The organism is Ornithinimicrobium sufpigmenti (assembly GCF_004322775.1).
In the GTDB taxonomy this organism is placed as follows: domain Bacteria; phylum Actinomycetota; class Actinomycetes; order Actinomycetales; family Dermatophilaceae; genus Ornithinicoccus; species Ornithinicoccus sufpigmenti.
Window position 1 is genome coordinate 3,488,858 of the sequence record NZ_CP036403.1, and the last position, 24,088, is coordinate 3,512,945.

The window sequence follows — 24,088 nt, forward strand, 5'->3', positions numbered from 1 at the left end:
GCGTAGGACGAGGAGGTTTCGCGTGAGGAGAGGGGGCACGGTGGTCAGTGCCGCGATGCGCGAGAGCGACAAGGAGATCCAGGGCTACCGCCTGCTCGACCGCCCCAGCGGCGCAGAGCTGCAGTCGCTGAGCGATCTCGCGGCCGGCATGTTCGGCGTGCCCTTTGCCGCGATCAACATCCTCACCAGCACCCACGAGTACCAGATCGCCACCACCGGCTTCGCCGGCGCGGTTCTGCCGCGACAGGAGTCGATGTGCGCAACTCTTCCCCCCGACGCCGGTGCGGTGGTCGTCGCAGACGCCAGCGCTGACCCGCGCTTCGCCGACAGAGGGGTCATCCGGAGCGGCCCAGGGGTGCGGTTCTACGCCTCCGCACCCCTGCTCACGCCCACGGGAGTGCCGCTGGGGTGGTTGTGCGTCTTCGACGTCGAGCCCGGGGAGGCCACCGAGAAGCAGCGCGAGCTGCTCACCTTCGCGGCCGCGCGGGTCACCGACGTGCTGGAGCTGCGTCTGCGCAGCGTGCAGCTGGAGGACTCCCTCTTGGAGCTGACCCAGGTGCGCGACGAGCTGGCCCGCTCCAACGAGGCGTTGTGGCACTTCGCCAGCCAGGTCAGCCACGACCTGCGCAACCCCCTGATGGGCGTGCGCGCCAACGCCGAGCTGTTGGCTGGAGAGCCGGCCATCCTCGCGGACCCCGAGCTGTCAGACATCGTCGGGCACATCACCGAGTCCGCGAGGGGGATGAGCCGGATGATCCAGGAGGTGCTGGCTCACGCCAAGGAGGGCGGTGCGCGGCCACGCCGCGACTGGGTGGACCTGGGCGAGGTCACCGATCGGGCGCTGCTCGACCTCAGCCCCTTCATCCGGGAGACGGAGGCCAAGGTGCGGGTCGATGATCTCCCCCGTGTCCCCGGTGACGGTGAGCTGCTCTACTCCGTCTTCTCCAACGTGCTGACCAACAGCCTGAAGTTCACCCGCGACGGGGTGACCCCCGAGGTGCAGGTCACGGCTACCCAGCAGGGATCTGTCTGGCGGATCTGCGTGATGGACAACGGCATCGGCGTGCCGGCAGGGCAGGAGAGGTCGATCTTCCTGCCCTATGTGCGCGCCCGCAACAGCGCCGACGCGCCCGCCCGCGCCGGCTACGGCATCGGCCTGGCCACCGTCCACCGGATCATCACCGCGCACGAAGGCCGGGTCGGTATGGAGCCACGCCAGGAGGGCGGGACCACCGTCTGGTTCGAGCTGCCCGCGCGCATGCCGGAGGAGAACGCGGCTGCCTCCTGACGCCGCGCTTGGGTTACCGGTCAGTGTTACTACTGAGTAGAACTGACGAGTAACTGAGGAGCTGGGGTGGATCTTCTGTTGGAGAACCGTGGAACTACCGGGCGTAGTGTTTGAAACATCAACGGTTCCGCCGTGAGGCACCCCCACCACCAGGAGTCAGCATGACCAGCACCACCTCCCGCTCGAAGAAGGTTCTTGCCCCCCTCGCCGTCCTGCTCGCGGCCGGCGCGCTGGCCGTCGGTTCGGGTGCGACCTTCACCTCCGCGTCGAGCAACACCATCGGCTCGGTCACCTCGGGCACGCTGAAGCAGACCAACAGCAAGGACGGCCAGGCCCTCCTCAGCGCGACGGACCTGAAGCCGGGCAAGGACGTGTCGGGGACCGTGACCCTGACCAACAACGGCACCCTGCCGGCCATCTTCAACCTCACCGCCACGAGCGCCGACAGCACCTTCCCCCAGAATGACCTGAAGCTGAAGGTCGTCAACGAGGCCAACAGCCAGACCATCTACGACGGCGACTTCAAGGGCATCAAGGACGGGCCGGCCCGCAAGATCGGCGACTTCGCCGTCGGCCACTCCGCCACCTTGAAGTTCACCGTGAGCCTGGACAAGGACGCCGGCAACGACGCCCAGGGCAAGACCGCCAACGCGGCCATCACCTGGGATGCCATCCAGACCGACCACTGACCTATCCCCCAAGGTCATTCCTGAAGGTCCCGTGACCCACCCGGTCCGGTGGCAGGTGCCGCTGCCGGACCGGGTGGCCAGTCGAGTCGACTGGCCACCCGCACCACCAGGCACCACACCCCCTGAGCAACACCCTGAGAATCCCCGAAGCCCCTGAATTCCGGAAGGATGACCCCGATGCAGCGGATGAAGCACTGGGCCCGACGCCTCCTCAGCATGGCCGGCAACCTGGGTCTGGTCGCACTCGTCCTCGCCTGCGCCGCATACCTTCTGCCCCACGCGCTCGGCTTCGAGCGCTACGTCATCACCGGGGGCTCGATGTCCGGCTCGATCGAGAAGGGCTCGGTCGTGTTCGCCGAGCCCCGCCCCGTGGAGGACCTCGCGGTCGGTGACGTGATCACCTACCTGCCTCCCGCGGACAGCGGCGTCAGCAACCTGGTCACCCACCGCATCGTCGAGATCACCACCGACGAGGCCAGCGAGCTGGTCTTCCTGACCCAGGGCGACGCGAACCCCGACGTCGACCCGTGGACGTTCAGCCTCGTCGACGCCGAGCAGCCGGTCGTGACCCAGTCCGTGCCGTACGTCGGCTATCTGCTCATCGCCCTGGCCGACCGCGGGGTCCGGATGATCATCATCGGCATCCCCGCGGCCATCATCGCCCTGCTCGCCCTCGTCGAGCTCGGCCGCAACCTCACCGGTATGTGGCGCGAGCACGAGTCGTCCGACAGCTCCCGTCACGCGGCCACCAGCCGCTGACCTCTCAGTCTCACCCAGCATCGCCAGCAGCACCGACCAAGGAGTATGACGTGACCGACCGGCGTTCCCTCAAGGTCATCGTCTTCGGTGCGCTGGCGATGCTGCTCGCGTTCACCATGCCCGGCTTCTCCACCGCGACGTTCACCTCGAGCAGCTCCAACACAGCGACCGTCAGCGCCGCCGCCGACTGGGTGGCTCCGAAGGTGTCTATCGTGGACCTGCCCGCGCAGGCCTCCGGCACCCAGGCCCTGAGGGCCCAGGCCTCCGACGAGTTCGGCACGGGTGTGGCGAGCGTGACGATCGAGACCCGGCAGACCGGGGGCACGTGGGCGGCCCTCTGCACGGACACCTCCGCGCCGTACGAGTGCGTCTGGAACACCACCAGCCTGAGCAGTGGGAACTACGAGGTCCGGGCCCGGGCCACCGACCGCGCCGGTCTCATTGGCACCTCAGAGACCGTGGCCACGAGCGTCGCGAACGGCAGGCTCGTGCTCGACCACCCGGGCCAGCCCGTCTCCGGCAGCCCCACGTTGACCGCGAGGATGTCCGGCTGGGTCCTGCACACCCTCCGCATCGACTACCGCGAGTCCGGCGGTCGTTGGCAGCCCCTGTGCGCTGGCGTCACCCGAGAACTCAGCTGCCCCTGGGACACCACACAGCTGAAGGACGGCCAGTACGACCTGCGCGCCAGGGCGATCTGGATTGTCCCGACCGATGAGCACATCATCTACGACGTCACCGTCGACAACGCCGGCGTCCTCCGCCCCCGCGCGGCCAACATCGGTCCGGAGGCAACCGACCCCGCCGCCGACTCGGTGGACAAGGGCCAGGTCGGGCCGGACGTCCGGAGGGTCTCGCCCGTCGAGCGCCGACCTGTGGACCCGCCGGTCGAGGACGAGCCGAACGATGAGGCTGTCGTCGAGCCTGCCCCGGAGGAGCCGCCGATGCTCCCCGGTGACGACAACGACCAGACCGTCCCGGGCGACGATGAGGACGAGACCATCCCCGGCGACGAAGAGGACATCGAGGAGCCCGAGCTGCGCGGCGTCGGCCTGACCGCCATCAACGGCGGCACAGCCGGAAGCCTGGACGAGGGTGACGCCTTCGCGTTCACCTACTCCGGCGCGGTCGACCTCGGCACCGTCCTGCCCGGGTGGTCCGGTGAGGCGACCCCGGTGTCGGTGCGGCTGCGGGACGGCGCCCTGCTCGGTGCCAGTGCCCAGGACGACACCTTCGACGTCCGCTCCGGCGACCTGCCCGTCGAGGTCGGCCAGGTGCACCTCGGCGCTGACGTCATCGACGTGGAGCAGCAGATCCTCCTGCCCGCCACGATGACGGCGCAGACGGTCACCGTCGACGGGGCCATCCAGACCACGGTCACCGTGACCCTGGCAGCAGTGAACGACGAGGACGAGGTCATGCAACCGGCCCCCGCCGCGGTCCTGACCTGGACCCCGTCGGCCGTCGTCACCAGCCTGACCGGCCGCGCCTGTGTGGCCGATCCCGTCACCCAGACCGAAGGAAGCTTCTGATGCGCCGGATCCTGGCCCGCCCTCTCTGGGCAGCGGTCATCGTCACCGCCGTCCTGGGCGGCCTCCTGATCGCCTATGCCCTGGACAGCACGTTGACCCCTTACTCCTTGATGAGCGGGTCCGCCGGCGTCGCAGCCGGCCTGGCGGCCATCGTGATGGCCGTCCGGGACCCCTTCCCGGCGCGACTGGCTGCAGTCCTGCTCTGCGTGACCGGCGCCCTCGCCGCGGTGCTCGCGATGACCGTGGGTGTGCCGGGAGACCTCGCGACCGGGGTCACCCTGCGGGGCCTGGCTCTGGTGGCCTGCGGCCTTCTGGTCCCGATGCTGCTGGCGGTCCACGTCACGTCCGGCTCGAGCCGCATCCACGAATCAGGCCCGTATGCTCGCTGACATGCCCACCATCGTGGTCGTCGAGGACGATGACAAGATCGCCGCCCCGCTGGTCCGCACCCTGGAGCGAGACGGTTACACCGTCGTGCGCTTCGCCGAGGGCCTCCCCGCGATAGAGCGGGTGACCAAGCACGACGACGTGGCGCTGCTCATGCTGGACCTCGGTCTGCCGGACATCGACGGCATCGACGTGTGCCGCGCCGTCCGTGACGGTGGCTTCGCCGGTGGCATCATCATCCTCACCGCCCGGGACGGGGAGCTGGACCGCGTGGTCGGTCTGGACCAGGGCGCGGACGACTACCTGGCCAAGCCGTTCGGTCTCGCCGAGCTCCAGGCGCGCACCCGGGCACTGCTGCGTCGTGCTGAGTATCACGACAAGGCGGTGACGCCCGGCGCGGCACCCGCGGCCAGGCGCGACAGCAGCTTCGTCGTGGACCAGGACGCCCGTCGCGTCTGGGTCGGGGAGCAGGAGCTGCCGGCCACCCCGAAGGAGTTCGACGTCCTGGCCCTGCTGGACTCCCGACGCGGGACCGTGCTGACCCGGGACACCCTCATCCACGAGGTGTGGGACGAGAACTGGTTCGGCTCCACCAAGACCCTTGACACCACCGTGGGGCGCCTACGGCAGAAGCTGGAGGAGGCCGACGCCCCCGTCCAGATCACCACGGTCCGCGGGGTGGGGTTCCGCCTCGAGGACGTGGAGGATGCGTAACCGGCTGGTCGCCGTCCTCGTCTCACTGGTCGTCGGGATCGTCGCTCTCTACGGCGTCCCGCGGGCCTACCTGCTGGCCGACCTCGTCGAGGACGGTGAGCGGCAGGAGACCCACCACGCCGCCGACATCGCCGCCATCGCCCTTTCCGAGAGGGTGCGTGTCGGCGAGGAGGTCACCTCCGACTTCCTCGCGCTCTTCCTGCGGGAGCAGGAGAGCCTGAGCGTCACCGCGCCCGACGGCAGCATCGTCCGGGTGGGCCTTCCGACCGAGACAGACTCCCCCGAGGACATCGTCGCCACCCGGCCTCTCACCGGTGGGGGCGAGCTCACCGTGCGCCGGTCCGCGGACCTCGTCGACCAGCGGGTCGGTGACGCCCTGATGCCTCTCGTCCTCATCGGCCTGGCGCTGGTGATCCTGGTGCCGCTGCTCATGCTGGGCCTGGCGGAACGGCTCTCGCGCCCCTTCCGCGAGCTGGCCGGCGTCGCTGAGCGCATCGGGCAGGGACACTTCGACGAGCCCATCCGGCACCACCGGGTGGCCGAGGCGGAGGCGATCGCCGACGCCCTGCGCCGGGCGTCAGCCCGGTGGGCCGAGCTGATGCGGCGCGAGCGCGACATCGCCGCCAACGCCTCCCACGAGCTGCGCACGCCGATCAGCGCGCTGCGGGTGGAGATCGAGGACCTGGCCTCCTGGCCCCAGACCCCGCCCGACGTCGCCGCCGAGCTGCACAGCTACCTCCCCCAGCTCGACCGGCTCAACGCGGCGGTGCGCGCCTATCTGGACCACGTCCAGTCCCAGCGACTGACGGACGTCGACACGGTCGACCTCGTCCCGGTCGTGCTGGGGGCGATGCAGAGGTGGGAGGCACCCCCCGACGGGGACCGCCCCGGCCTGCCATCCGTCCTGGTCGAGGAACCAGAGGGCGCGATGCCGGTGCGCGCGTCGCAGGCCACGGTCGGCCAGATCCTCGACCATCTCTTCCGGGACGCGCGCGACCGCGGGACGACGCTGGTCCGCGTCGAGCTGGGGTGCACCGACGCCTTCGGCCGGGTCCGGCTGAGCCTCGAGGGAGAGGTGACCCCTGCGGGCGAGGAGGCCCGCACCGCGGCGTCCCGGATGGCCCTCGAGGTGGACGGGCGGGTGTCCATCGTCGACGGGCACAGCACCCTGCTCCTCCCCCGCGCCTCCGGCTCGGAGCCGGCCCGCCCCTGACCTCGTTGGGGCCCGGTCGGCTTCAGTCGCCGGTGCGCTCGACCACTCGCCCCAGGAAGGTATGGAGCGCGTCGAGCTCCTGCTCCGTCGCTCCGTCGAAGAACACTCGTCGCACCGCTGCCAGGTGACCCGGTGCTGCAGCGGCCAGGTCGGCCCTCCCCTGCACGGTGATGTTCACGAACGCCCCCCGACCGTCAGAGTCGCACTCCTCCTTGGCGATGAGGCCCCGACCCACCATCCGGCGCAGGTGGTGGGACAGGCGGGAGCGCTCCCAGTGCATGGTGTCGGCCAGCACGGAGATCCGCAGGCGCCCGCCCTCCGCCTCGACCAGGTGGACCAGCGTCTCGTAGTCCTGCATGGACAGCTCGCTGTCCTCCTTCAGGGCACGGCCCAGCGCGGCGGGGACCTCGGTCTGCGCTCGCAACCAGCGGCGCCAGACCTGCATCTCCCGCTCGGTCAACCATGGGGTGCTCGATTCGGACATGCGTCAACCATACCATCTGCTTGACACGTCACGCATAAGCCTCTACTGTAGGTGACATATCAACAACGCACGGATGAGGGCACGCCCCCACACGCACCACGAGGAGACCGCATGACCACACTGAACGAGGAGACCCGCATGACCACGCTGCACGAGCTCAACGGCACCTACACCATCGACCCCAGCCACAGCCGCCTCGGCTTCTCCACCCGCCATGCGATGGTGACCAAGGTCCGGGGCTCGTTCAACGAGGTCGAGGGCACGGCCACCACCGGCCCGAACCTGGAGGGCGCCTCCGTCGAGCTGGTCATCCAGGCCGCCTCGGTCGACACCCGGTCGGAGGACCGCGACGCCCACCTGCGCTCCGGTGACTTCTTCGACGTGGAGACCTACCCCACCCTGACCTTCCGGTCCACCGAGGTCACCGCGGCCGACGCCGAGACCCTGCGCGTCACCGGCGACCTCACCATCAAGGACGTGACACGTCCGGTCACCGTGGACTTCGAGTACGCCGGCGGCGCCACCGACCCGTTCGGCAACCAGCGCGTCGGCTTCGAGGGCTCGGTCGTGGTCAACCGCAAGGACTTCGGCCTGGTCTGGAACGCCGCCCTGGAGACCGGGGGCGTGCTGGTGTCCGAGAAGGTCACCCTGGAGTTCGAGATCTCGGCGATCAAGAGCGCCTGACCCTCGGATCAGCACTGACCCCGGCGGCCGTGATGGCCCCGACCGGTCGCCTGCGACCCTGACGCCCCCGCCGACCCCGCGGCGGGGGCGTCCGCATGCCCTGCCGCTCCCGCGACCCGGCTGCCGTGACACCAGGAGGACGTCGGGGCACCGGCGGCGCCGTCGTGTCGCGGTCGCTCCCCCTCCGCGGCCACACTGGAGGCATGTCGGGCGTGTCGTGGGGCCAGCCACTGGCGACGCTGCTCTCCCGCCGCATTCCCGTGCGGGGGCTCGAGCCCGGGCCGGTGACCGGGGTGGGGCGGATGCGGTGGGGCGACGGCACGGTCATGCTCGTCACGGCCGCCCGGCCCGGGGAGCTGAGCCGGATCCTGCGCACCCTGGCCAGCCGGCGATCTTTGACCCTGGCCACCTACGAGCTCGGCGAGGACGGCCCGCTGCTCACCCTGCGCGGCGCGACCGGGCGCGAGCCGGTTCGGGTCATCGTGGTCGGCCGGGATCAGCCGGACTGACTCCCGCCGCAGCGACTGGGCGGTGCGGCGGCCGGGTGCGTGTCGGGGCGGCGAGCGCCTGGTCGGCCAGCGCCAGGTCCAGAGCCCGCAGCACCGACTGCGCCTTGGTGACCGTCTCCGCATACTCCTCGGCCGGGTCCGAGAGCGCCGTCACCGCACCGCCCACCCCGAAGGTGACCTGCCCGTCGGCCCAGGTGGCGGTGCGGATGACGATCGAGGTGTCCATCGTCCCGTCGAGGCCGACCCAGCCGATGGCTCCGGAGTAGATCCCGCGCGCCGTCCCCTCGAGCTCGTCGAGGATCTCCATCGTCCGCACCTTCGGTGCCCCGGTCATCGAGCCGCCCGGGAAGCACGCGCGCAGCACGTCGGTCGGCCCCATGCCGTCGGCCAGCCGTCCCCGCACGGTGGACACCAGCTGGTGCACCGTCGCGTAGGTCTCCACCGCGAAGATCTCCGGGACCTCCACGCTGCCCGAGCGGCAGACCCGGTGCAGGTCGTTGCGGAGCAGGTCGACGATCATCAGGTTCTCGGCCCGGTCCTTCTGCGCGGTGCGCAGGTCTTCGGCCAGGCGTGCATCCTCCTCGGGGGTCGCGCCGCGCGGGCGGGTGCCCTTGATCGGCCGGGCCTCGACCACGCCGTCCCGGACCGAGACGAACCGCTCCGGCGAGCCGCTGAGCACGCTGACCCCCGGCGCGCGCAGCCACGCCCCGTGCGGCACCGGGGACACCTCGCGCAGGGCTCGGTAGAGCTGCGCCTCCCCCACCCCGCTGCCCCGCACGGTGTAGGCCGTGGTCACGCACACCTCGTAGGACTCCCCGCGCCCGATCTGCTCCTGCGCCTCCCGCACCAGGCCCAGGTATGCCGTCTCCTCCTCTCGCCGGACCACCCGCCAAGGGCGGCCCTCGGCCACCTCCGGAGGGGGAGTCTCGAACGGACGCCTGTCTGGCTCGTCGCGCAGGTGCCGGGCCTCGGCCTCGTCGTGCACGGCCGCCGCCACCGCCTCCCCCACGCCCTCAGCCCACTGCCGCTGGGTGGCGGCGACGTCGGGCGTCTCGAGCCACACGGCATACACCGCGCCGGTGGAGTGGTCCACGACCACGCCGCGGTCGGCGAAGATGAGCCACGCATCTGGCCACGGCGAGCGGTGCGCCGCCGATCCGCCCGTCTCGGCCTTGAGCTCGTACCCCCACCAGCCGACGAGACCCGGCCGCCAGGCGAACGGCAGCCCCAGCCCGGCCACCCGCTCGCGCTCCGTCCCGTCCAGCTGCCACCGTCCGAGCAGCTCGTCCATCCGGTCCAGGAGCGGCGGACCCTCCCCGACCCGGTGCTCGAGCTCGAAGGAGAACGGGCCGCGGGAGTCGACGAGCACCGACCACCCGGACCCGTCGGAGGCGTCCAGCCAGGCCGACGTCGGGGCGTCCCGGAGCAGCTCCTCCTGCAGGGTCCACACGTCCACCGGTCCGGTCCAGCGGCCTACCCCGATCGTGGCGGCCACCCGCTCCTGCCCTTCTGCCCCCGCCGCCCTCGGCACCGCCGGGGCCAGGGCGTCCCCCACCGCGACCGGGCCGGTGTCGACCGCCCCGCCGACCCCCGCCGCAGCACCGCGCTGAGCCAGGACCCCCGCCAGCCTCAGGAAGTTGGCCACGATCGTCTCGCCGTGCTCGGAGAGCACCGACTCGGGATGGAACTGCACGCCCCAGACCGGACGGTCCGGGTCCTCCAGGCCCATCACCGAACCGTCGTCGGTGGCCCGCGCGGTCACCCGCAGCCGCGAGACCAGCGGCTCGGAGACGTCCAGGGAGTGGTAGCGCACGACGTCCAGCGGCGAGGGGACACCGGCGAAGATCCCGCTGCCGTCGTGCTCGACCGGGCTGACGATCCCGTGCCGCGGCACCTCCATCTGCAGGACCCGCTCCCCCGCCAGGTGTGCCAGCCCCTGGTGCCCCAGGCAGACCCCGAGCACCGGCACGTCCTGCTGGCGCAGCGCCAGCTCCGACAGCCCCATGTCGGCCGTGACCTGGGGGCGCCCCGGCCCCGGCCCGACGACGATGGCTGCGAACGAGCGCAGCTCGGCCTCGTCCACCTCGCGGTCGTGCCGCCAGACCACCGGGGCTCGGCCCAGCACGCGGTGCAGCAGGTCGGCGATGTTGTACGTGAAGCTGTCGACGTTGTCGACCAGCAGGACCTCACCGGGCAAGGCTCACCCGCGGGGCCGCAGCCGGACGCGCGGCAGCGTCGGCGCCGGCAGCCACTCGCCGCCGGGGTAGTCGAACGCCCCGAACCGACCGTCGGGGTCCTGCCCCCGCTCGGCGTTCCACCGCTCGCGCGCCTGCACGACCTCCTCGTGGGAGCGACCGATGAAGTTCCACCACATGACGATCTGCTCCTCGAAGGGCGTGCCGCCGATGAGGATGACCCGGGCGCCCTCCGGCCCGGCCAGCAGCTCCAGGGTGCCCGGACCGGGCGGGTGGTGGGAGAGCTGGTGCGGCTGCAGGGGCGTGCCCGACGCGTGCACCTGGCCCTGGTCCAGCAGCACGCCGTGCTCGAAGGCCGGATCGACCCCCAGGTATGCCGTGGCCCCGGGCTCCAGCACCAGCTCGGCACCGAGCAGGGGTGAGTAGGTCGGCACCGGCGAGCTGAGCTCGGTGCCACCGACGGCCACCGTGCCCAGGAAGACGCTGGCGCGCACGCCGTCCGCCGCGTGGGGCTCGGGCTCGAAGTGCTGGAAGTGCGCCGGCACGTCGGCGTGCTCGGCCGGCAGGACTGTCCACAGCTGGACGCCGTGCAGGATCCCGGGCGCGCCCTCCTCGCGCACGGAGACCTCGGAGTGGCAGATGCCGTGCCCGGCGGTCATCAGGTTGAGCTCGCCGGGGACGACGTGCGCGCGGACCCCCGTCGAGTCACGGTGCTCGACCGTGCCGGTGAAGAGCCAGGAGACGGTCTGCAGCGAGGTGTGCGGGTGCGGCGGCACCACCATCCCGCCGGTCTCGGCGATCTCGTCCGGGCCGTAGTGGTCCAGGAAGCACCAGGCCCCGATGGTGGTGCGGCCGCGCGCGGGCAGGCTGCGGCGCACGGTCATCGCCCGGGGACCGCCGAGCGGGACCTCCCGCGGCTCGATCACGGTCGTGCCGTGCCCTTGTGCCTCGTCGCCGCACTCGACCGCGACCGGGTGCGGGTCAAGGTTGGTCATGCGGCCAGTCTCACACGGGAAACACCAGCGCCGCCGATGGTGTTGACTCCTGATATGAGTGCCAGCCCCGCACCCGCCACCCCGACCTCCCCCCTCCCGCACCGGGTCCTCATCATCGGCTCCGGCTTCGGCGGCCTGTTCGCCGCCAAGTCGCTGAAGGACCCTGCCGTGTCGGTGACCCTGGTCGCCCGGACCGGCCACCACCTCTTCCAGCCGCTGCTCTACCAGGTGGCGACCGGCATCCTCTCCGAGGGTGTCATCGCCCCGCCGACGCGAGACGTCCTCGCCTCCCAGGACAACGCCCGGGTGCTGCTGGGTGACGTGCAGCAGATCAACCTCGCGGAGCGCACGCTCACCGCCACCACCGCGGGCCGCGAGATGGTCTACGACTACGACAGCCTGATCGTGGCCGCCGGGGCCAACCAGTCGTACTTCGGCAACGACCTCTTCGCCGAGTACGCCCCCGGCATGAAGACCATCGACGACGCCCTGGAGCTGCGCGGCCGGATCTACGGCGCCTTCGAGCTGGCCGAGCTCGCTGCGGCGGCAGGGCGGCAGGAGGAGGTGCGCCGCCTGATGACCTTCGTCGTCGTCGGTGCCGGGCCTACCGGGGTGGAGATGGCGGGCCAGCTCGTCGAGCTGTCGAAGCGGACCCTGCGCAAGGAGTTCCGGCACATCGACCCGGGGCAGGCCCGGATCGTGCTCGTGGACGCCGCGGACGCGGTCCTCGGCAGCTTCGGCAGCGGCCTGGCCGAGAAGACCGAGCGCGACCTGACCCGTCTTGGCGTCGAGGTCATGCTGGGTCGGATGGTGGTCGACGTCGACGAGTCCTGCGTCACCGTGGAGGGCAAGGACGGGCAGCGCACGCAGATCGAGGCCCGGACCAAGGTGTGGGCCGCGGGCGTGCAGGGCAACCCGCTGGGCCGGCAGCTGGCCGAGCAGTCCGAGGCCGAGCTGGACCGGGCCGGCCGCGTCGTGGTGCAGCCGGACCTCACCGTCCCCGGCCATCCCGAGGTGTTCGTCGTCGGAGACCTGGCCGCCATGGACGGCGTCCCGGGAGTGGCGCAGGGCGCGATCCAGGGTGCCCGGCACGCTGCGGACCAGATCCTGCGCCGCCTGCGGGGCGAGTCGACCGGGCAGCCGTTCGTCTACCGCGACAAGGGCTCGATGGCCACCATCTCCCGCTTCCGCGCGGTGATGAAGCGCGGCAACCTGGAGCTCACCGGCTATCCCGCCTGGGTGGCCTGGCTCGCGGTGCACCTGTTCTACATCATCGGCTTCAAGAGCCAGCTGACCACGCTGATGCACTGGGCGGTGAGCTTCCTCGGCCGCGACCGTGCCGAGCGCACGGTGACCGAGCAGCAGGTGCTGGCCCGCCTGGCGCTGGAGTACCTCGGCGAGGACTTCCGGGACCTCAGGAGGTCTGAGCGCCGCGACGAGGAGTGAGCTCCGGGCGCACCATGGGCAGGTGGGGTATGCCGTCCTCCAGGTAGTCCTTCCCGGCCCGGCGGAAGCCGAACCGCTCGTACCACCGCTCCAGGTAGGCCTGTGCCCCGATGTGCACCGCGTGGCCGCCGATCCGGTCCAGGCCGGCCTGGACCAGGGTGCTGGCGTAGCCGTGCCCGCGGTGGTCACGACGGGTGGCGACCCGGCCCAGGTGGTGGACGCCCTGGGCGTCCACCAGGGTGCGCACGGTGGCCACCGGGACCCCGTCGGCCTCGATCCACAGGTGCTCGGTCGTGGCTTCGGTGTCCACGCCGTCCAGCTCGGGGTAGGCGCAGTCCTGCTCCACGACGAAGACGTCGACCCGCAGCCGGAGCAGGCCGTAGAGGGTGAGCGGGTCGAGATCGACCAGGCGGGCAGCCCGGACCTGCGGCCCTAAGGTGTCGCCGGCGCGGGCTGAGGCGGGTGGGATCGGCATACCCTCGAGCCTATGAGCCAGGTCCTCGAGCCCGTCGACGCGCTGCGCCGCATCGCCTTCCTGCTGGAGCGCAGCCGGGCGGAGTCCCGGCGCGTGGAGGCCTACCGCAAGGCGGCGCGGACGATCCTGCCGCTGGGCGAGGACGAGGTGCGGCGGCGGGTGCAGGACGGCACCCTGCGCGAGCTGCCGGGGATCGGCAGCTCGACCTCCGCCGTCATCGAGCAGGCGGTCGCGGGGCAGGTCCCCGACAAGCTGCGGGACCTGGAGGCCGAGGCGACCGGGCCCCTCGTCGAGGGCGGGGAGTCGATGCGTGCCCTGCTGCGGGGAGACCTGCACACCCACTCGGACTGGTCCGACGGCGGCTCCCCCATCGAGGAGATGGTCGCGACGGCCATGGAACTGGGTCACGAGTACCTGGCGCTGACCGACCACTCGCGGGGGCTGCGGGTCGCGAACGGCCTGTCCGCCGACCGGCTGCGGCGCCAGCTCAAGGTGGTCGAGGCGGTGAACGCCCAGGTCGCCCCTGGCTTCACCCTGCTCGCGGCGATCGAGGTCGACATCCTCGACGACGGCACCCTGGACCAGGAGCCGGACCTGCTTGCGGCACTGGACATCCGGGTGTCCTCGGTGCACTCCAAGCTGAGGATGGAGCCGGCCGCGATGACCCACCGGATGATCGCCGCCGCGCGTGACCCGCTCACCTCGGTGCTCGGCCACTGCACCGGTCGCCGGGTCATGCCGCGGCGCGGCGACAAGGGCGAGCGCACCGGCGGGCGGATGCGGCCACCGAGCGAGTTCGACGCCCGCGCGGTCTTCGAGGCGTGTGCGGAGACGGGGACCGCGGTGGAGATCAACTCCCGCCCCGAGCGGCAGGACCCGCCCGGCGAGCTGCTGGACCTGGCCATCGAGATCGGCTGCCTGTTCGCGATCAGCACCGACGCCCACGCCCCCGGGCAGCTCGACTTCCTCGACCTCGGCTGCGAGCGCGCCGTCCGGCACGGCGTCCCCCCGGAGCGCGTGGTCAACACCTGGCCGGTCGAGAAGCTCAAGGCCTGGGCCCGCCCGTGACCTGTCGCGAGCAGCCCGGAACCGCGTCGTGCAAGGCTCGCCGACGGCGGATTTGGGTCCCGCCGATCCATCACGTATGCTCACTCACTGTCCTCAACGGATAGGCCCCCATCGTCTAGTGGCCTAGGACCCCGCCCTTTCACGGCGGTAGCACGGGTTCGAATCCCGTTGGGGGTGCACAGGTCTTGTCCTGTACAAGGCCCCGTAGCGCAGTTGGTTAGCGCGCCGCCCTGTCACGGCGGAGGTCGCGGGTTCGAGTCCCGTCGGGGTCGCAGAGGATGCGGGCGTGGCACCGGTCGACAGACCGGAGCCACGCCGCAGCGTTCTCCCGGCCAGGTAGCTCAGTTGGTACGAGCGTCCGACTGAAAATCGGAAGGTCGGCGGTTCGACCCCGCCCCTGGCCACAGCGATAAGCCGCGGGGCCGCCCTCATACCCCCGCGGCTTTCGCGTGTCCGGGGTACGCCGCGGCCCACCAGCGCTGATGAGCACCCTGCGCAACCGCGGCACCCGCGTGGCAGCATGACCCTGATGACCACGCTGACCAGCCCCTCTCCGGCCGGCCCTGGTACGCCACCGCCGCGGGCCGCATGAGCCGCAGCGAGCAGCGGGTCGGCGCGATCAAGTCGCTGGCCACCCACCACCGCACCCTGCAGCACGGGATGAACGTCTGGCCGCCGTTCCTCTTCTCCGGCATCCGCGTCCAGCGGATGAGCGCCGACTTCCGGCACGTGCGGGTGCGGCTGCGCAGGCTGCCGGCGACGACGAACTATGTGGGCACGCTCTTCGGCGGGTCGATGTTCGCGATGACCGACCCGTTCTGGATGCTGATGATCCTGCGCAACCTGGGGCCCGGCTACGTGGTGTGGGACAAGGCCGCCGAGATCGAGTTCGTCGCGCCGGGCCGCTCGTCGGTGACCGCGACCTTCGACCTGACCGAGGACGTCCTGGACGAGCTGCGCGAGGCGGCCGCGGACGGGCAGAAGGTGCTGCGCTGGTTCGAGAACGACATCGTGGCCGACGACGGCACCGTGGTCGCCCGGTCGCGCAAGCAGATCTACGTGCGCCGCAAGCGCTGAGCGGGCACCCTGGGGGTATGTGGTGGCGCCGCGGACCCGGCCGCGCCGGTCGTGAGGGGACCGGCGGGGAGGCTGACGGCCGGCTGCGGGAAGCCTTCGCTGCCGTCCCCCGGACGGGGTTCCTGCGCGAGCCGGACCGGGCCCAGGCCGGCATGGACGGGCCCCTGTCCATCGGGCACGGGCAGACCAACTCCCAGCCACGCACGGTGGCCGACATGCTCCGTCTGCTCGACGTGCAGCCGGGCCACCGGGTGCTCGACGTCGGCGCCGGCTCGGGATGGACGACGGCCCTGCTGGCCACGCTGGTCGGCCCGCGGGGCTACGTGCTGGGGCTGGAGGTGGTGCCGGAGCTCGCGGCCTGGGGGGCGGACAACCTGCGCGCCTGGGCGCAGGGGCGGTCGGGCGTGGGGCAGGCGAGCGTCGAGCTGGCCGATCCTGCCGAGCTGGGCCGCGCAGAGGCCGGCCCGTGGGACCGGATCCTCGTGTCCGCCATGGCCCGGACGCTGCCGGAGGAGCTCGTCGACCAGCTGACCGATGACGGCCGCATGGTGTGCCCGGTCGACGGGCAGATGATCCTGGTGCAGCGGGAGGGGTCAGGGCGAAGCCTCACCAGCCACGGCGCCTACCGTTTCGTCCCGCTGCGCACGCCCGAAGGTTAGGACAGGGCGCGCCCGGACGGAGCACGCCAGCCCCGTGCGTCCGTCCGTGTCAGGGATGGGGCAGGACCGGCGCGAGCGCGTGCCGCAGCAGGTCGTGCAGGGTGATCATCCCGTCGCGCGAGAGCACGGACTCCGCGTGCCCCTGGATGGTCGCCAGGCCCGGCCCGCGCAGAGCGACGACGGACTGGTCGCGCACCGCCATCTCCAGCTCGTGCCCGGCGACGACGGGCGCGCTCCCGTCCCCGGGCGGGAGCGCGACGAAGGTGTTGTAGAAGCCGATCAGCCGCACGTCTCCCCACAGGTCGACGGGCAGCTGCACACCCTGGTGCGGGCTGGGCAGCTTGGCGACCTCCAGCCCCACTAGCGTGCTCAGGACCTGATGGGACAGGCAGACCGCCAGCAGCGGCTGACCTGTCGCCAGCCGGGCCTGCAGCAGCTCGCGCAGTCGAGCGACGCGCGGGTCCGTCAGGTCGGTGGGGTCACCGGGGCCCGGCCCGAAGAGCACCAGGTCCCAGCCCTCCTGGGTGACGTCCTCCGCGCTGACCTGCTCCCAGCGCCTCACCTGCGCCGCCATCCCCAGGTGCCGCAGCATGTGGGCGAGCATCTGGGTCCACGCATCCTCCGCGTCGACGACGAGCACCCGGCGACCGAGCAGGAGCGGGTCAGGACGGGAGTCCTGAGGGGCCAGCCAGAAGGGGGCCAGCGTCTCGTTGCGGGCCGCGAGGGCCTCGGCGACGCCGGGTAGGCCGGCCAGGTCCACGGCATGCCCCAGGTTGCGGCGTGGCCGCAGCCCCAGAGCCGCCAGGACCCCGCGCGCCTTGGCCGAGGTCTCGGCGCACTCGGCGACCGGGTCGCTGTGGCGCACCAGGGTGGCGCCGGCGCTGACGGTCACCGTGCCGGCTCCGTCGACGTGAGCGGTCCGGATGAGGATCGGCGCGTCCAGCCGTTCCCCGCCGTCCTCGTCCAGGTCGAGCAGGGCCAGCACCCCGGAGTAGTAGCCGCGCCCGGTGGGCTCGTGGCGGCGGATCACCGTGCACGCGTTCTCCATCGGTGAACCGGTGACGGTCGGCGCGAACATGGTGTGCCGCAACACATCTCGCACGTCACGGTCGCTGCGGCCGTCCAGCAGGTACTCGGTGTGCGTCAGGTGGGCCATCTGCTTGAGGTAGGGACCGGTGATCCGCCCGCCCTCAGAGCAGACCTCCGCCATCATCTTCATCTCCTCGTCGACCACCATGAAGAGCTCCTCGGTCTCCTTGGTGTCGGCCACGAAGGCCGAGAACGAGGCGCTCAGGCGGGCTCCGTCAGGGTCGCCCTCGGGGTCGTGCTCGGGGTGGCGGAAGGTGCCGGAGATCGGGTTCATGGACACCCGCCCGTCACGGACGCTCACGTGCCGCTCGGGGGTGGCTCCGACGAGGCTGTGGCCGGGGGTGTGCACCGCGAAGGTCCAGTAGGCCCCGCGCTCGTCGAGCAGCAGGGTCCGCAACCAGGTGAGCACCGCGATGGCAGGGTCGGTCTCGGTGTGCGCCACCACGTCCCGGCGGATGACGAAGTTGGCTCCCTCGCCCTCGCCGATCTCGCCCTCGACCACCCGCGCGACGGTCGCCGCATAGTCCTCGTCGGAGACGCTGAACCTCTCCCCCGTGACCTCGACCGTCTCCGTCGGCAGCGCCGCGACCAGGTCCTCGACGCGCACCCGCCCGGTCAGCGTGGGGCGCAGCACCCGCAGAGGCGCACCGTCGTCGTGCACGTCGAAGCCCCGCTCGGCGATCTGACGGTAGGGCACCATCGCCAGCACCGGCGCCTCACCGGTCGGACGAGGTATGTCGTGCAGCCGCGCCAGATCCTCCACCTCGCCCACGAGGACCTCGGCGTCATCCTCCCCCTCGCGCCACAGGATGGCCCAGGACTGGCCAGAGGGGTCGGTGAGCAGCTGGTCCAGGGCACGGCGCGGCATGGGGCCCAGTCTCCCATCTGCGGTCGACGTGCCCAGCACGTTCGTCTTGACTCGTTCCAGTCCGTGCGAAATATGAGGGCCCATGGCGCTCCCGGACCTCACCTCGGCGCTCCGCGGCGCCTCGCTCCGGGTGACCCGCCCGCGGCTGGCCGTGCTGGGCGCCGTGCACGACCATCCGCACGACCAACGACTTCTTCGTCAACCTGCTCGCCCCCGGCAAGCACTGGAGGGCGTCGGAGCAGCAGGAGGGTGTCTACGAGATCCGCGACGGTGCCACCGGCGAGGTCGAGTGGACGGCCACGGCGGTGGACCTGGTCTTCGGGTCCAACGCGCAGCTGCGTGGCCTGGCCGAGGTCTACGGCGGTGACGACGCGCAGGAGAAGTTCGTCCGGGACTTCGTCGCGGCGTGGACCAAGGTGATGGAGCTGGACCGCTTTCGACCTGCGCTGACCCCCCGAGCGAGTGATCGGGCGAGTGATCGGGCAGTGATCGGGCAGTGATCGGGCAGTGGTCGGGCAGTGATCGGGGCCGCCCGGTCCCAGGACACCCAGAGGGATCCTGGCGACCGGACGGCCCCGTCGTCGGTGCCGCGGCAGGAGCGCCGCCGAGCCTCAGTGCGTGACCGCACCCTCGGAGGCGGAGCCGACGAGCGCCACATACTTGGCCAGGACGCCGCGACGGGCCCGCTCCGGCGGCTCCGGCGGGCTCCAGGTGGCGCGTCGCCGCTCCAGCTCGGCTTCCTCCACCTCCAGGTCGAGGCGGCCCCCGGCCACGTCGAGGACGATCGCGTCGCCGTCCTGGACCAGCGCGATCGGCCCGCCGTCGGTCGCCTCCGGGGCGATGTGGCCCACGCACAGCCCGGTCGTGCCGCCGGAGAACCGGCCGTCGGTGATGAGCAGCACGTCCTGGCCCAGCCCCGCGCCCTTGATGGCGCCGGTGATCGCGAGCATCTCGCGCATGCCGGGGCCACCCTTGGGCCCCTCGTAGCGGATGACGACGACGTCGCCGGCCGAGATCGTGCCGTCCTCGAGCGCGTCCATCGCCGCCCGCTCGCCGTCGAAGACCCGGGCGGTGCCGCGGAAGACGTCGGAGTCGAAGCCGGCCGACTTCACCACCGCTCCCCCGGGCGCCAGCGTGCCGTCCAGGATGGTCAGCCCGCCGGTGGCGTGGATCGGGTTGTCGAGCTGCCGCAGCACCGTGCCGTCCAGGGGCGGCACGTCGAGGTCCTCGAGGTTCTGCGCCAGGGTCCGTCCGGTGACCGTCATCACGTCGCCGTGCAGATGGCCCGCGTCGAGCAGCGCCTTCATCACCACCGGGATGCCGCCGACCCGGTCGATGTCGACCATGACGTGCCTGCCGAACGGCTTGACGTCGGCGAGGTGTGGCACTCGTGCCCCGATCCGACGGAAGTCGTCGAGGCTGAGGTCGACGTCGGCCTCCCGCGCGATCGCCAGCAGGTGCAGCACCGCGTTGGTCGAGCCGCCGAAGGCCATCGTCACCGCGATCGCGTTCTCGAAGGCCTCCTTGGTGAGGATCTGCCGGGCGGTCAGCCCGGCGCGCAGCATCCCGACCACCGCCTCGCCGGAACGGCGGGCGAAGCTGTCCCGGCGCCGGTCGGGGGCGGGCGGCGCGGCCGAGCCGGGCAACGACATCCCCAGCGCCTCCGCGGCTGCGGCCATCGTGTTGGCCGTGTAGAAGCCGCCGCACGCACCCTCGCCCGGGCAGATCGCCCGCTCGATCGCGTCCACGTCCTCGCGCGGCATCAGCCCGCGCGCGCAGGCCCCGACCGCCTCGAAGGCGTCGATGATCGTCACCTCCCGCTCCGACCCGTCGGACAGGCGCGCCCGCCCGGGCAGGATCGAGCCGGCATACACGAACACCGCGGCGAGGTCGAGGCGCGCGGCCGCCATGAGCATGCCCGGCAGCGACTTGTCGCACCCGGCGAGCAGCACCGACCCGTCCAGCCGCTCGGCCGACATCACCGTCTCGACCGAGTCGGCGATGACCTCGCGGCTGACCAGGGAGTAGTGCATGCCCTCGTGGCCCATCGAGATCCCGTCGGAGACCGAGATGGTGCCGAACTCCAGCGGGTAGCCGCCGCCCTCGTGCACCCCCTCCTTGACCGCCTTGGCCAGCCGGTCCAGGGACAGGTTGCACGGGGTGATCTCGTTCCAGGAGCTGGCCACGCCGATCTGCGGCTTGACCCAGTCCTCGTCGCCCATCCCGACCGCCCGCAGCATGCCGCGGGCGGCCGTCTTCTCCAGTCCGTCGGTGACGTCGCGGGAGCGCGGCTTGAGGTCGGGGGTGTCAGGGGTATGCGGTGCCGCCGCCCCTCCGGTGGTCGTGCCGGCGCTGTCGTGCGGGTCAGCCACGGGCCGCGGACCCCTCGACGTAGTCGGAGTCGTGGGACTTGACCCAGGCCATCATCCCGCGCAGGTCCTTGCCGACCGCCTCGATCGAGTGCTGGGCACCCTGCTCGCGGAGCTTCTTGAACTCCGGGGCACCGGCGTCCTGGTCGTCGATGAAGCGCTGGGCGAAGGAGCCGTTGCGGACGTCCTCGAGGACCGCCTGCATGTTCTCCTTGACCCGGTCGTCGATGACGCGCGGACCGGAGACGTAGTCGCCGTACTCCGCGGTGTCCGAGATCGACCAGCGCTGCTTGGCGATGCCGCCCTCGTACATCAGGTCCACGATCAGCTTGAGCTCGTGCAGGACCTCGAAGTAGGCGATCTCGGGCTGGTAGCCCGCCTCGGTCATCACCTCGAAGCCCTTCATGACCAGCTCGGACACGCCGCCGCAGAGCACCGCCTGCTCGCCGAAGAGGTCGGTCTCGGTCTCCTCGGTGAAGGTGGTCTCGATGCCGCCCGCACGGAGCCCGCCGATGGCGGCGGCGTAGGACAGTGCCAGCTCCTTGGCCTGGCCGGTGGCGTCCTGCTCGACGGCGATGAGGACGGGCACGCCCCGGCCGTCCACATACTCCCGGCGCACCAGGTGCCCGGGGCCCTTGGGCGCGACCATGCAGACGTCGACGTTCTCCGGGGGCTTGATGTAGCCGAACCGGATGTTGAAGCCGTGGCTGAAGAAAAGGGCCTTGCCCGCGGTCAGGTGCGGCTCGACGGCCTCGGCGTAGAGGTGACGCTGGACGTGGTCCGGGACCAGGACCATGATCACCTCGGCCTCCTCGCACGCCTGGGCGGGGGTGACGACGCGCAGGCCCTCGGCCTCGGCCTTGGCCCGGCTGCCGCTGCCCTCGGCGAGCCCGACGCGCACATCGACGCCGGAGTCGCGCAGCGACAGGGCGTGGGCGTGGCCCTGGCTGCCGTAGCCGAGGACGGCCACCTTCTTGCTCTGGATCAGGGTCAGGTCGGCGTCGTCCTCGTAGTACATGGTGGCCATGAAGGTTCAGTTCTCCTTGAGTGAAATGGGGGTTGGGGCCAGGGTGGCGTGTTCGGTCGGGCCGTTGGGCGTGTTCGGTCGGGCCGTTGGGCGTGTTCTGTGGGGTCTAGAAGGCGGCGGCGGCCATGGCGCCGACGGGGCGGGGGCCGTGGTCGTTGATCTCCCACAGGCGGGCGCGGATGGCGTCCGCCTCGTCCAGCTCCTCGATGTGGATGACCTCCACCAGCTTGTCCAGCTGGCTGGTGACCCGGTGCAGCTGCTCGGTGCTGACGTTGACGACGACGGTCATCCGGGAGACCTTGTTGTCCTCCGTCGGCCCGACGACCAGGTGGTCGATGTTGAAGTTGCGGCGGGCGAACAGGACCGAGACCCGGGCCAGGACGCCGGGGTTGTTCTCGACCAGGACGGACAGGGCGTGCCTCGTGCGGGTGGCGGTGGTGTTCATGGTGCTGCCTTTCGGTGCGGTGCTGCAGTGGCTGGAAGGTGCGGTGGCGGCTGAGGATGGGGGCCGGTATGCCGTCGCGGGCGTGGGGAGCTCGCCCGCGTCGGTGCGGTAGTCGTGCAGGAGCGTCATTCGTCCTCCCCGAAGTCGGGCCGGAGATCGCGCGCGTGCTGGATGTCGTCGTTGCTGGTGCCGGCGGCGACCATCGGCCACACCATGGCGTCCTTGCTGACCCGGAAGTCCACGACGACCGGCTGGTCGTCCACGGCCATCGCCGCCTCGATCGTGCGGTCGACGTCCTCCGGCCGGTCGCAGCGCAGGCCGACGCAGCCGTAGGCCTGGGCCAGCATGGTGAAGTCCGGCACCTGCATCGAGGGCAGCTGGCTGGCCGAGTAGCGCTCGGAGTAGAACAGCGACTGCCACTGGCGGACCATCCCCAGCGCGGCGTTGTTGATGATGGCGACCTTGATCGGGATGCCCTCGACGGCGCAGGTGGCCAGCTCCTGGTTGGTCATCTGGAAGCAGCCGTCGCCGTCGATCGCCCAGACGGTCGCGTCGGGGCGGCCGATCTTCGCGCCCATGGCGGCGGGCACGGCATACCCCATCGTGCCTAGCCCGCCGGAGTTGAGCCAGCGCCGGGGCTCGTCGTAGCCGATGAACTGGCTGGCCCACATCTGGTGCTGGCCGACGCCGGCGGCGAAGATGGTGTCGCTGCCGCCGGTGAGCGCGCCGATCCGCTCGATGACGTACTGCGGCGCCATCGCGCCGTCGGTGGGTGCGTCGTAGCCCAGGGGGTAACGGGCCTTCCAGTCCATGCACCGCTGGACCCACGCCTCGTAGTCGGGGGCCGCGCCGGCGGCGGTGCGCAGCGTCCACTCGGTGACCAGCGCGGCGATCGTCTCGCGGGCGTCGCCGAGCAGGCCGACGGCCGTGGGGAAGTTCTTGCCGATCTCGGCCGCGTCGATGTCGGCGTGGATGATCTGCGCGTGCGGGGCGAAGGTGTGCTTGGCACCGGTGACCCGGTCGTCGAAGCGTGCGCCCAGGCTGATGATCAGGTCCGACTTCTGCAGGGTGGTCACCCCCGAGACCGAGCCGTGCATGCCCGGCATCCCCATGTGCTGGGGGTGGCTGTCCGGGAAGACGCCGCGCGCCATCAGCGTGGTGACGACCGGCATCCCGGTGAGCTCGGCCAGCTGGCGCACCTGCGCGGCGGCGTTGGCCCGCAGGCAGCCGCCGCCGACGTAGAGGACCGGGCGGCGGGCGGTCAGCATGAGCTCGACCGCGTCCCGGACGGCCTCGGGCGCGGCCTGCACCGGGACCCGCAGGCCCGGCAGCGGCAGCTCGCGCAGGGAGTCGTCGGCCAGGGCGGTCAGCGCGTCCTTGGAGACATCGACCAGGACGGGACCGGGGCGGCCGCTGGCGGCCAGGTGGAAGGCCGAGGCCACGGTGGCGGCGATCTCGTCGGGGCGGGTGACCAGGAAGGAGTGCTTGGTGACCGGCATCGAGATCGAGCGGATGTCCGCCTCCTGGAAGGCGTCCGAGCCCATCGCCGTGCTGGCCACGTTGCCGGTGATGGCCACCATCGGCACCGAGTCCATGTTGGCGTCCGCCAGCGGGGTGACCAGGTTGGTGGCCCCCGGCCCGGAGGTGGCCATCGCCACCCCCACGCGGCCGGTGGCGGCGGCATACCCCTGGGCGGCGTGGCCGGCGCCCTGCTCGTGCCGGACCAGGATGTGCCGGATGCCCTCGGCCTGGTAGAGCGCGTCGTAGAGGGGCAGGACGGCGCCGCCCGGGAGCCCGAAGATGTGCTCCACCCCGACCCGCTGGAGGGTCTCGACGAGGGCCTGGGCCCCGGTCCTCGAGGGTGAGGTGGTCGCGGGCGGGTGCTCGGACGCCGCACCGGCGGCGGGCGCGCCGCCCGGCGTCGGACTGCCGGGACGAGCCGGCGCCGGCTGCTGGGTGGTGGTGGTCATCGGGTGGTCTCCTGCCTGGAGAGGGGGTGCTGGGGGTGGTCGGGCAACAAAAAACCCCTCGGCCCGGAGGGCAGACGAGGGGAGGACGCGCAGCGGCTGTGGAGTCAGGCCGTAGCGCGTCCCGGGCGAATAAGTACGAGGGCAGA

The 24,088-nt window shown here is 71.7% G+C and carries 22 protein-coding genes, 3 tRNA genes and 1 pseudogene; 17 read left to right on the top strand and 9 right to left on the bottom strand.

Annotated elements, in window-relative coordinates:
* Positions 1 to 22: 22 nt before the first annotated feature.
* The 7 genes from ESZ52_RS15975 (at position 23) to ESZ52_RS16015 (ending at position 6,582) form a co-directional block, all read left to right on the top strand.
* A complete protein-coding gene (locus tag ESZ52_RS15975; RefSeq protein WP_181010077.1) occupies positions 23 to 1,288 on the top strand; it encodes a sensor histidine kinase in 1,266 nt (421 codons plus the stop codon).
* Positions 1,289 to 1,449: 161 nt separating this feature from the next.
* The gene (locus ESZ52_RS15980) at positions 1,450 to 1,977 is read left to right on the top strand and encodes a COG1361 family protein (RefSeq protein WP_131105797.1); all 528 of its coding nucleotides are present in this window, start codon (positions 1,450 to 1,452) and stop codon (positions 1,975 to 1,977) included.
* A 177-nt stretch (positions 1,978 to 2,154) separates the two neighbouring features.
* Entirely contained in the window at positions 2,155 to 2,736 is a 582-nt protein-coding gene (locus tag ESZ52_RS15985) for a signal peptidase I (RefSeq protein WP_131105798.1), read from the top strand.
* A 50-nt stretch (positions 2,737 to 2,786) separates the two neighbouring features.
* On the top strand, positions 2,787 to 4,268 hold the full coding sequence (locus tag ESZ52_RS19360) for an Ig-like domain-containing protein (RefSeq protein ID WP_181010076.1): 1,482 nt from the start codon (positions 2,787 to 2,789) through the stop codon (positions 4,266 to 4,268).
* Positions 4,268 to 4,657 (top strand): hypothetical protein, encoded by a 390-nt coding sequence (locus ESZ52_RS16005; RefSeq protein ID WP_131105802.1) that lies wholly within the window; start codon positions 4,268 to 4,270, stop codon positions 4,655 to 4,657. Before ESZ52_RS19360 ends, ESZ52_RS16005 begins: the two co-directional genes overlap by 1 nt.
* A 1-nt stretch (position 4,658) precedes the next feature.
* A complete protein-coding gene (locus tag ESZ52_RS16010) occupies positions 4,659 to 5,369 on the top strand; it encodes a response regulator transcription factor (protein WP_131105803.1) in 711 nt (236 codons plus the stop codon).
* Complete coding sequence (locus tag ESZ52_RS16015) at positions 5,362 to 6,582, top strand: sensor histidine kinase (RefSeq protein ID WP_131105804.1); 1,221 nt, start codon at positions 5,362 to 5,364, stop codon at positions 6,580 to 6,582. Before ESZ52_RS16010 ends, ESZ52_RS16015 begins: the two co-directional genes overlap by 8 nt.
* Before the next feature lie 22 nt (positions 6,583 to 6,604).
* Here ESZ52_RS16015 and ESZ52_RS16020 read toward each other — a convergent pair whose 3' ends face one another.
* Entirely contained in the window at positions 6,605 to 7,066 is a 462-nt protein-coding gene (locus tag ESZ52_RS16020; protein WP_238154684.1) for a MarR family winged helix-turn-helix transcriptional regulator, read from the bottom strand.
* 138 nt (positions 7,067 to 7,204) lie between these two features.
* On the opposite strand from ESZ52_RS16020, the gene ESZ52_RS16025 reads away from it, so the two are divergent.
* Both ESZ52_RS16025 and ESZ52_RS16030 read left to right on the top strand, forming a co-directional pair.
* Complete coding sequence (locus tag ESZ52_RS16025) at positions 7,205 to 7,750, top strand: YceI family protein (RefSeq protein ID WP_131106700.1); 546 nt, start codon at positions 7,205 to 7,207, stop codon at positions 7,748 to 7,750.
* A gap of 203 nt (positions 7,751 to 7,953) precedes the next feature.
* A complete protein-coding gene (locus ESZ52_RS16030; RefSeq protein ID WP_131105805.1) occupies positions 7,954 to 8,259 on the top strand; it encodes a hypothetical protein in 306 nt (101 codons plus the stop codon).
* On the opposite strand, the gene pabB is transcribed toward ESZ52_RS16030, so the two are convergent.
* Both pabB and ESZ52_RS16040 read right to left on the bottom strand, forming a co-directional pair.
* A complete protein-coding gene (gene pabB / locus ESZ52_RS16035; protein ID WP_131105806.1) occupies positions 8,228 to 10,456 on the bottom strand; it encodes an aminodeoxychorismate synthase component I in 2,229 nt (742 codons plus the stop codon). The genes ESZ52_RS16030 and pabB overlap by 32 nt on opposite strands.
* A 3-nt stretch (positions 10,457 to 10,459) precedes the next feature.
* Positions 10,460 to 11,449: a pirin family protein gene (locus tag ESZ52_RS16040; protein ID WP_131105807.1), complete on the bottom strand. Its 990-nt coding sequence runs from the start codon at positions 11,447 to 11,449 to the stop codon at positions 10,460 to 10,462.
* A gap of 54 nt (positions 11,450 to 11,503) precedes the next feature.
* On the opposite strand from ESZ52_RS16040, the gene ESZ52_RS16045 reads away from it, so the two are divergent.
* Complete coding sequence (locus tag ESZ52_RS16045; RefSeq protein WP_131105808.1) at positions 11,504 to 12,895, top strand: NAD(P)/FAD-dependent oxidoreductase; 1,392 nt, start codon at positions 11,504 to 11,506, stop codon at positions 12,893 to 12,895.
* On the opposite strand, the gene ESZ52_RS16050 is transcribed toward ESZ52_RS16045, so the two are convergent.
* A complete protein-coding gene (locus ESZ52_RS16050; protein WP_131105809.1) occupies positions 12,864 to 13,370 on the bottom strand; it encodes a GNAT family N-acetyltransferase in 507 nt (168 codons plus the stop codon). The two genes, ESZ52_RS16045 and ESZ52_RS16050, sit on opposite strands and share 32 nt — an antisense overlap.
* A gap of 12 nt (positions 13,371 to 13,382) precedes the next feature.
* Here ESZ52_RS16050 and ESZ52_RS16055 point away from each other — a divergent pair, with 12 nt between their 5' ends.
* The 6 genes from ESZ52_RS16055 to ESZ52_RS16080 all read left to right on the top strand — a co-directional run bounded on the left by ESZ52_RS16055 (position 13,383) and on the right by ESZ52_RS16080 (position 16,174).
* The gene (locus ESZ52_RS16055; protein ID WP_131105810.1) at positions 13,383 to 14,438 is read left to right on the top strand and encodes a PHP domain-containing protein; all 1,056 of its coding nucleotides are present in this window, start codon (positions 13,383 to 13,385) and stop codon (positions 14,436 to 14,438) included.
* 104 nt (positions 14,439 to 14,542) lie between these two features.
* Positions 14,543 to 14,615 (top strand) — tRNA-Glu (locus ESZ52_RS16060).
* A 21-nt stretch (positions 14,616 to 14,636) separates the two neighbouring features.
* A tRNA-Asp gene (locus ESZ52_RS16065) sits at positions 14,637 to 14,710 on the top strand.
* 58 nt (positions 14,711 to 14,768) lie between these two features.
* Positions 14,769 to 14,842: transfer RNA gene (locus ESZ52_RS16070), tRNA-Phe, on the top strand.
* A 184-nt stretch (positions 14,843 to 15,026) separates the two neighbouring features.
* Positions 15,027 to 15,515, top strand: a complete 489-nt coding sequence (locus ESZ52_RS16075; protein ID WP_131105811.1) for a DUF4442 domain-containing protein — start codon at positions 15,027 to 15,029, stop codon at positions 15,513 to 15,515.
* Positions 15,516 to 15,532: 17 nt separating this feature from the next.
* The gene (locus ESZ52_RS16080; RefSeq protein WP_131105812.1) at positions 15,533 to 16,174 is read left to right on the top strand and encodes a protein-L-isoaspartate O-methyltransferase family protein; all 642 of its coding nucleotides are present in this window, start codon (positions 15,533 to 15,535) and stop codon (positions 16,172 to 16,174) included.
* Positions 16,175 to 16,223: 49 nt separating this feature from the next.
* Here ESZ52_RS16080 and ESZ52_RS16085 read toward each other — a convergent pair whose 3' ends face one another.
* Entirely contained in the window at positions 16,224 to 18,131 is a 1,908-nt protein-coding gene (locus ESZ52_RS16085) for a chorismate-binding protein (protein ID WP_131105813.1), read from the bottom strand.
* 182 nt (positions 18,132 to 18,313) lie between these two features.
* Between ESZ52_RS16085 and ESZ52_RS16095 the strand changes: the two are divergent.
* A pseudogene (locus tag ESZ52_RS16095) lies at positions 18,314 to 18,631 on the top strand (hypothetical protein); the annotation flags it as partial.
* A gap of 111 nt (positions 18,632 to 18,742) precedes the next feature.
* Here ESZ52_RS16095 and ilvD read toward each other — a convergent pair.
* The 4 genes from ilvD to ESZ52_RS16115 all read right to left on the bottom strand — a co-directional run bounded on the left by ilvD (position 18,743) and on the right by ESZ52_RS16115 (position 23,942).
* Positions 18,743 to 20,503, bottom strand: coding sequence for a dihydroxy-acid dehydratase (ilvD, locus tag ESZ52_RS16100; protein WP_131105814.1), 1,761 nt, complete (start codon positions 20,501 to 20,503; stop codon positions 18,743 to 18,745).
* Positions 20,496 to 21,527, bottom strand: a complete 1,032-nt coding sequence (gene ilvC / locus ESZ52_RS16105; RefSeq protein ID WP_131105815.1) for a ketol-acid reductoisomerase — start codon at positions 21,525 to 21,527, stop codon at positions 20,496 to 20,498. The genes ilvD and ilvC overlap by 8 nt, the downstream gene beginning before the upstream one ends.
* Before the next feature lie 106 nt (positions 21,528 to 21,633).
* Complete coding sequence (ilvN, locus tag ESZ52_RS16110; RefSeq protein WP_238154683.1) at positions 21,634 to 22,101, bottom strand: acetolactate synthase small subunit; 468 nt, start codon at positions 22,099 to 22,101, stop codon at positions 21,634 to 21,636.
* A complete protein-coding gene (locus tag ESZ52_RS16115; protein ID WP_131105816.1) occupies positions 22,098 to 23,942 on the bottom strand; it encodes an acetolactate synthase large subunit in 1,845 nt (614 codons plus the stop codon). The genes ilvN and ESZ52_RS16115 overlap by 4 nt, the downstream gene beginning before the upstream one ends.
* Between the last annotated feature and the right edge of the window lie 146 nt (positions 23,943 to 24,088).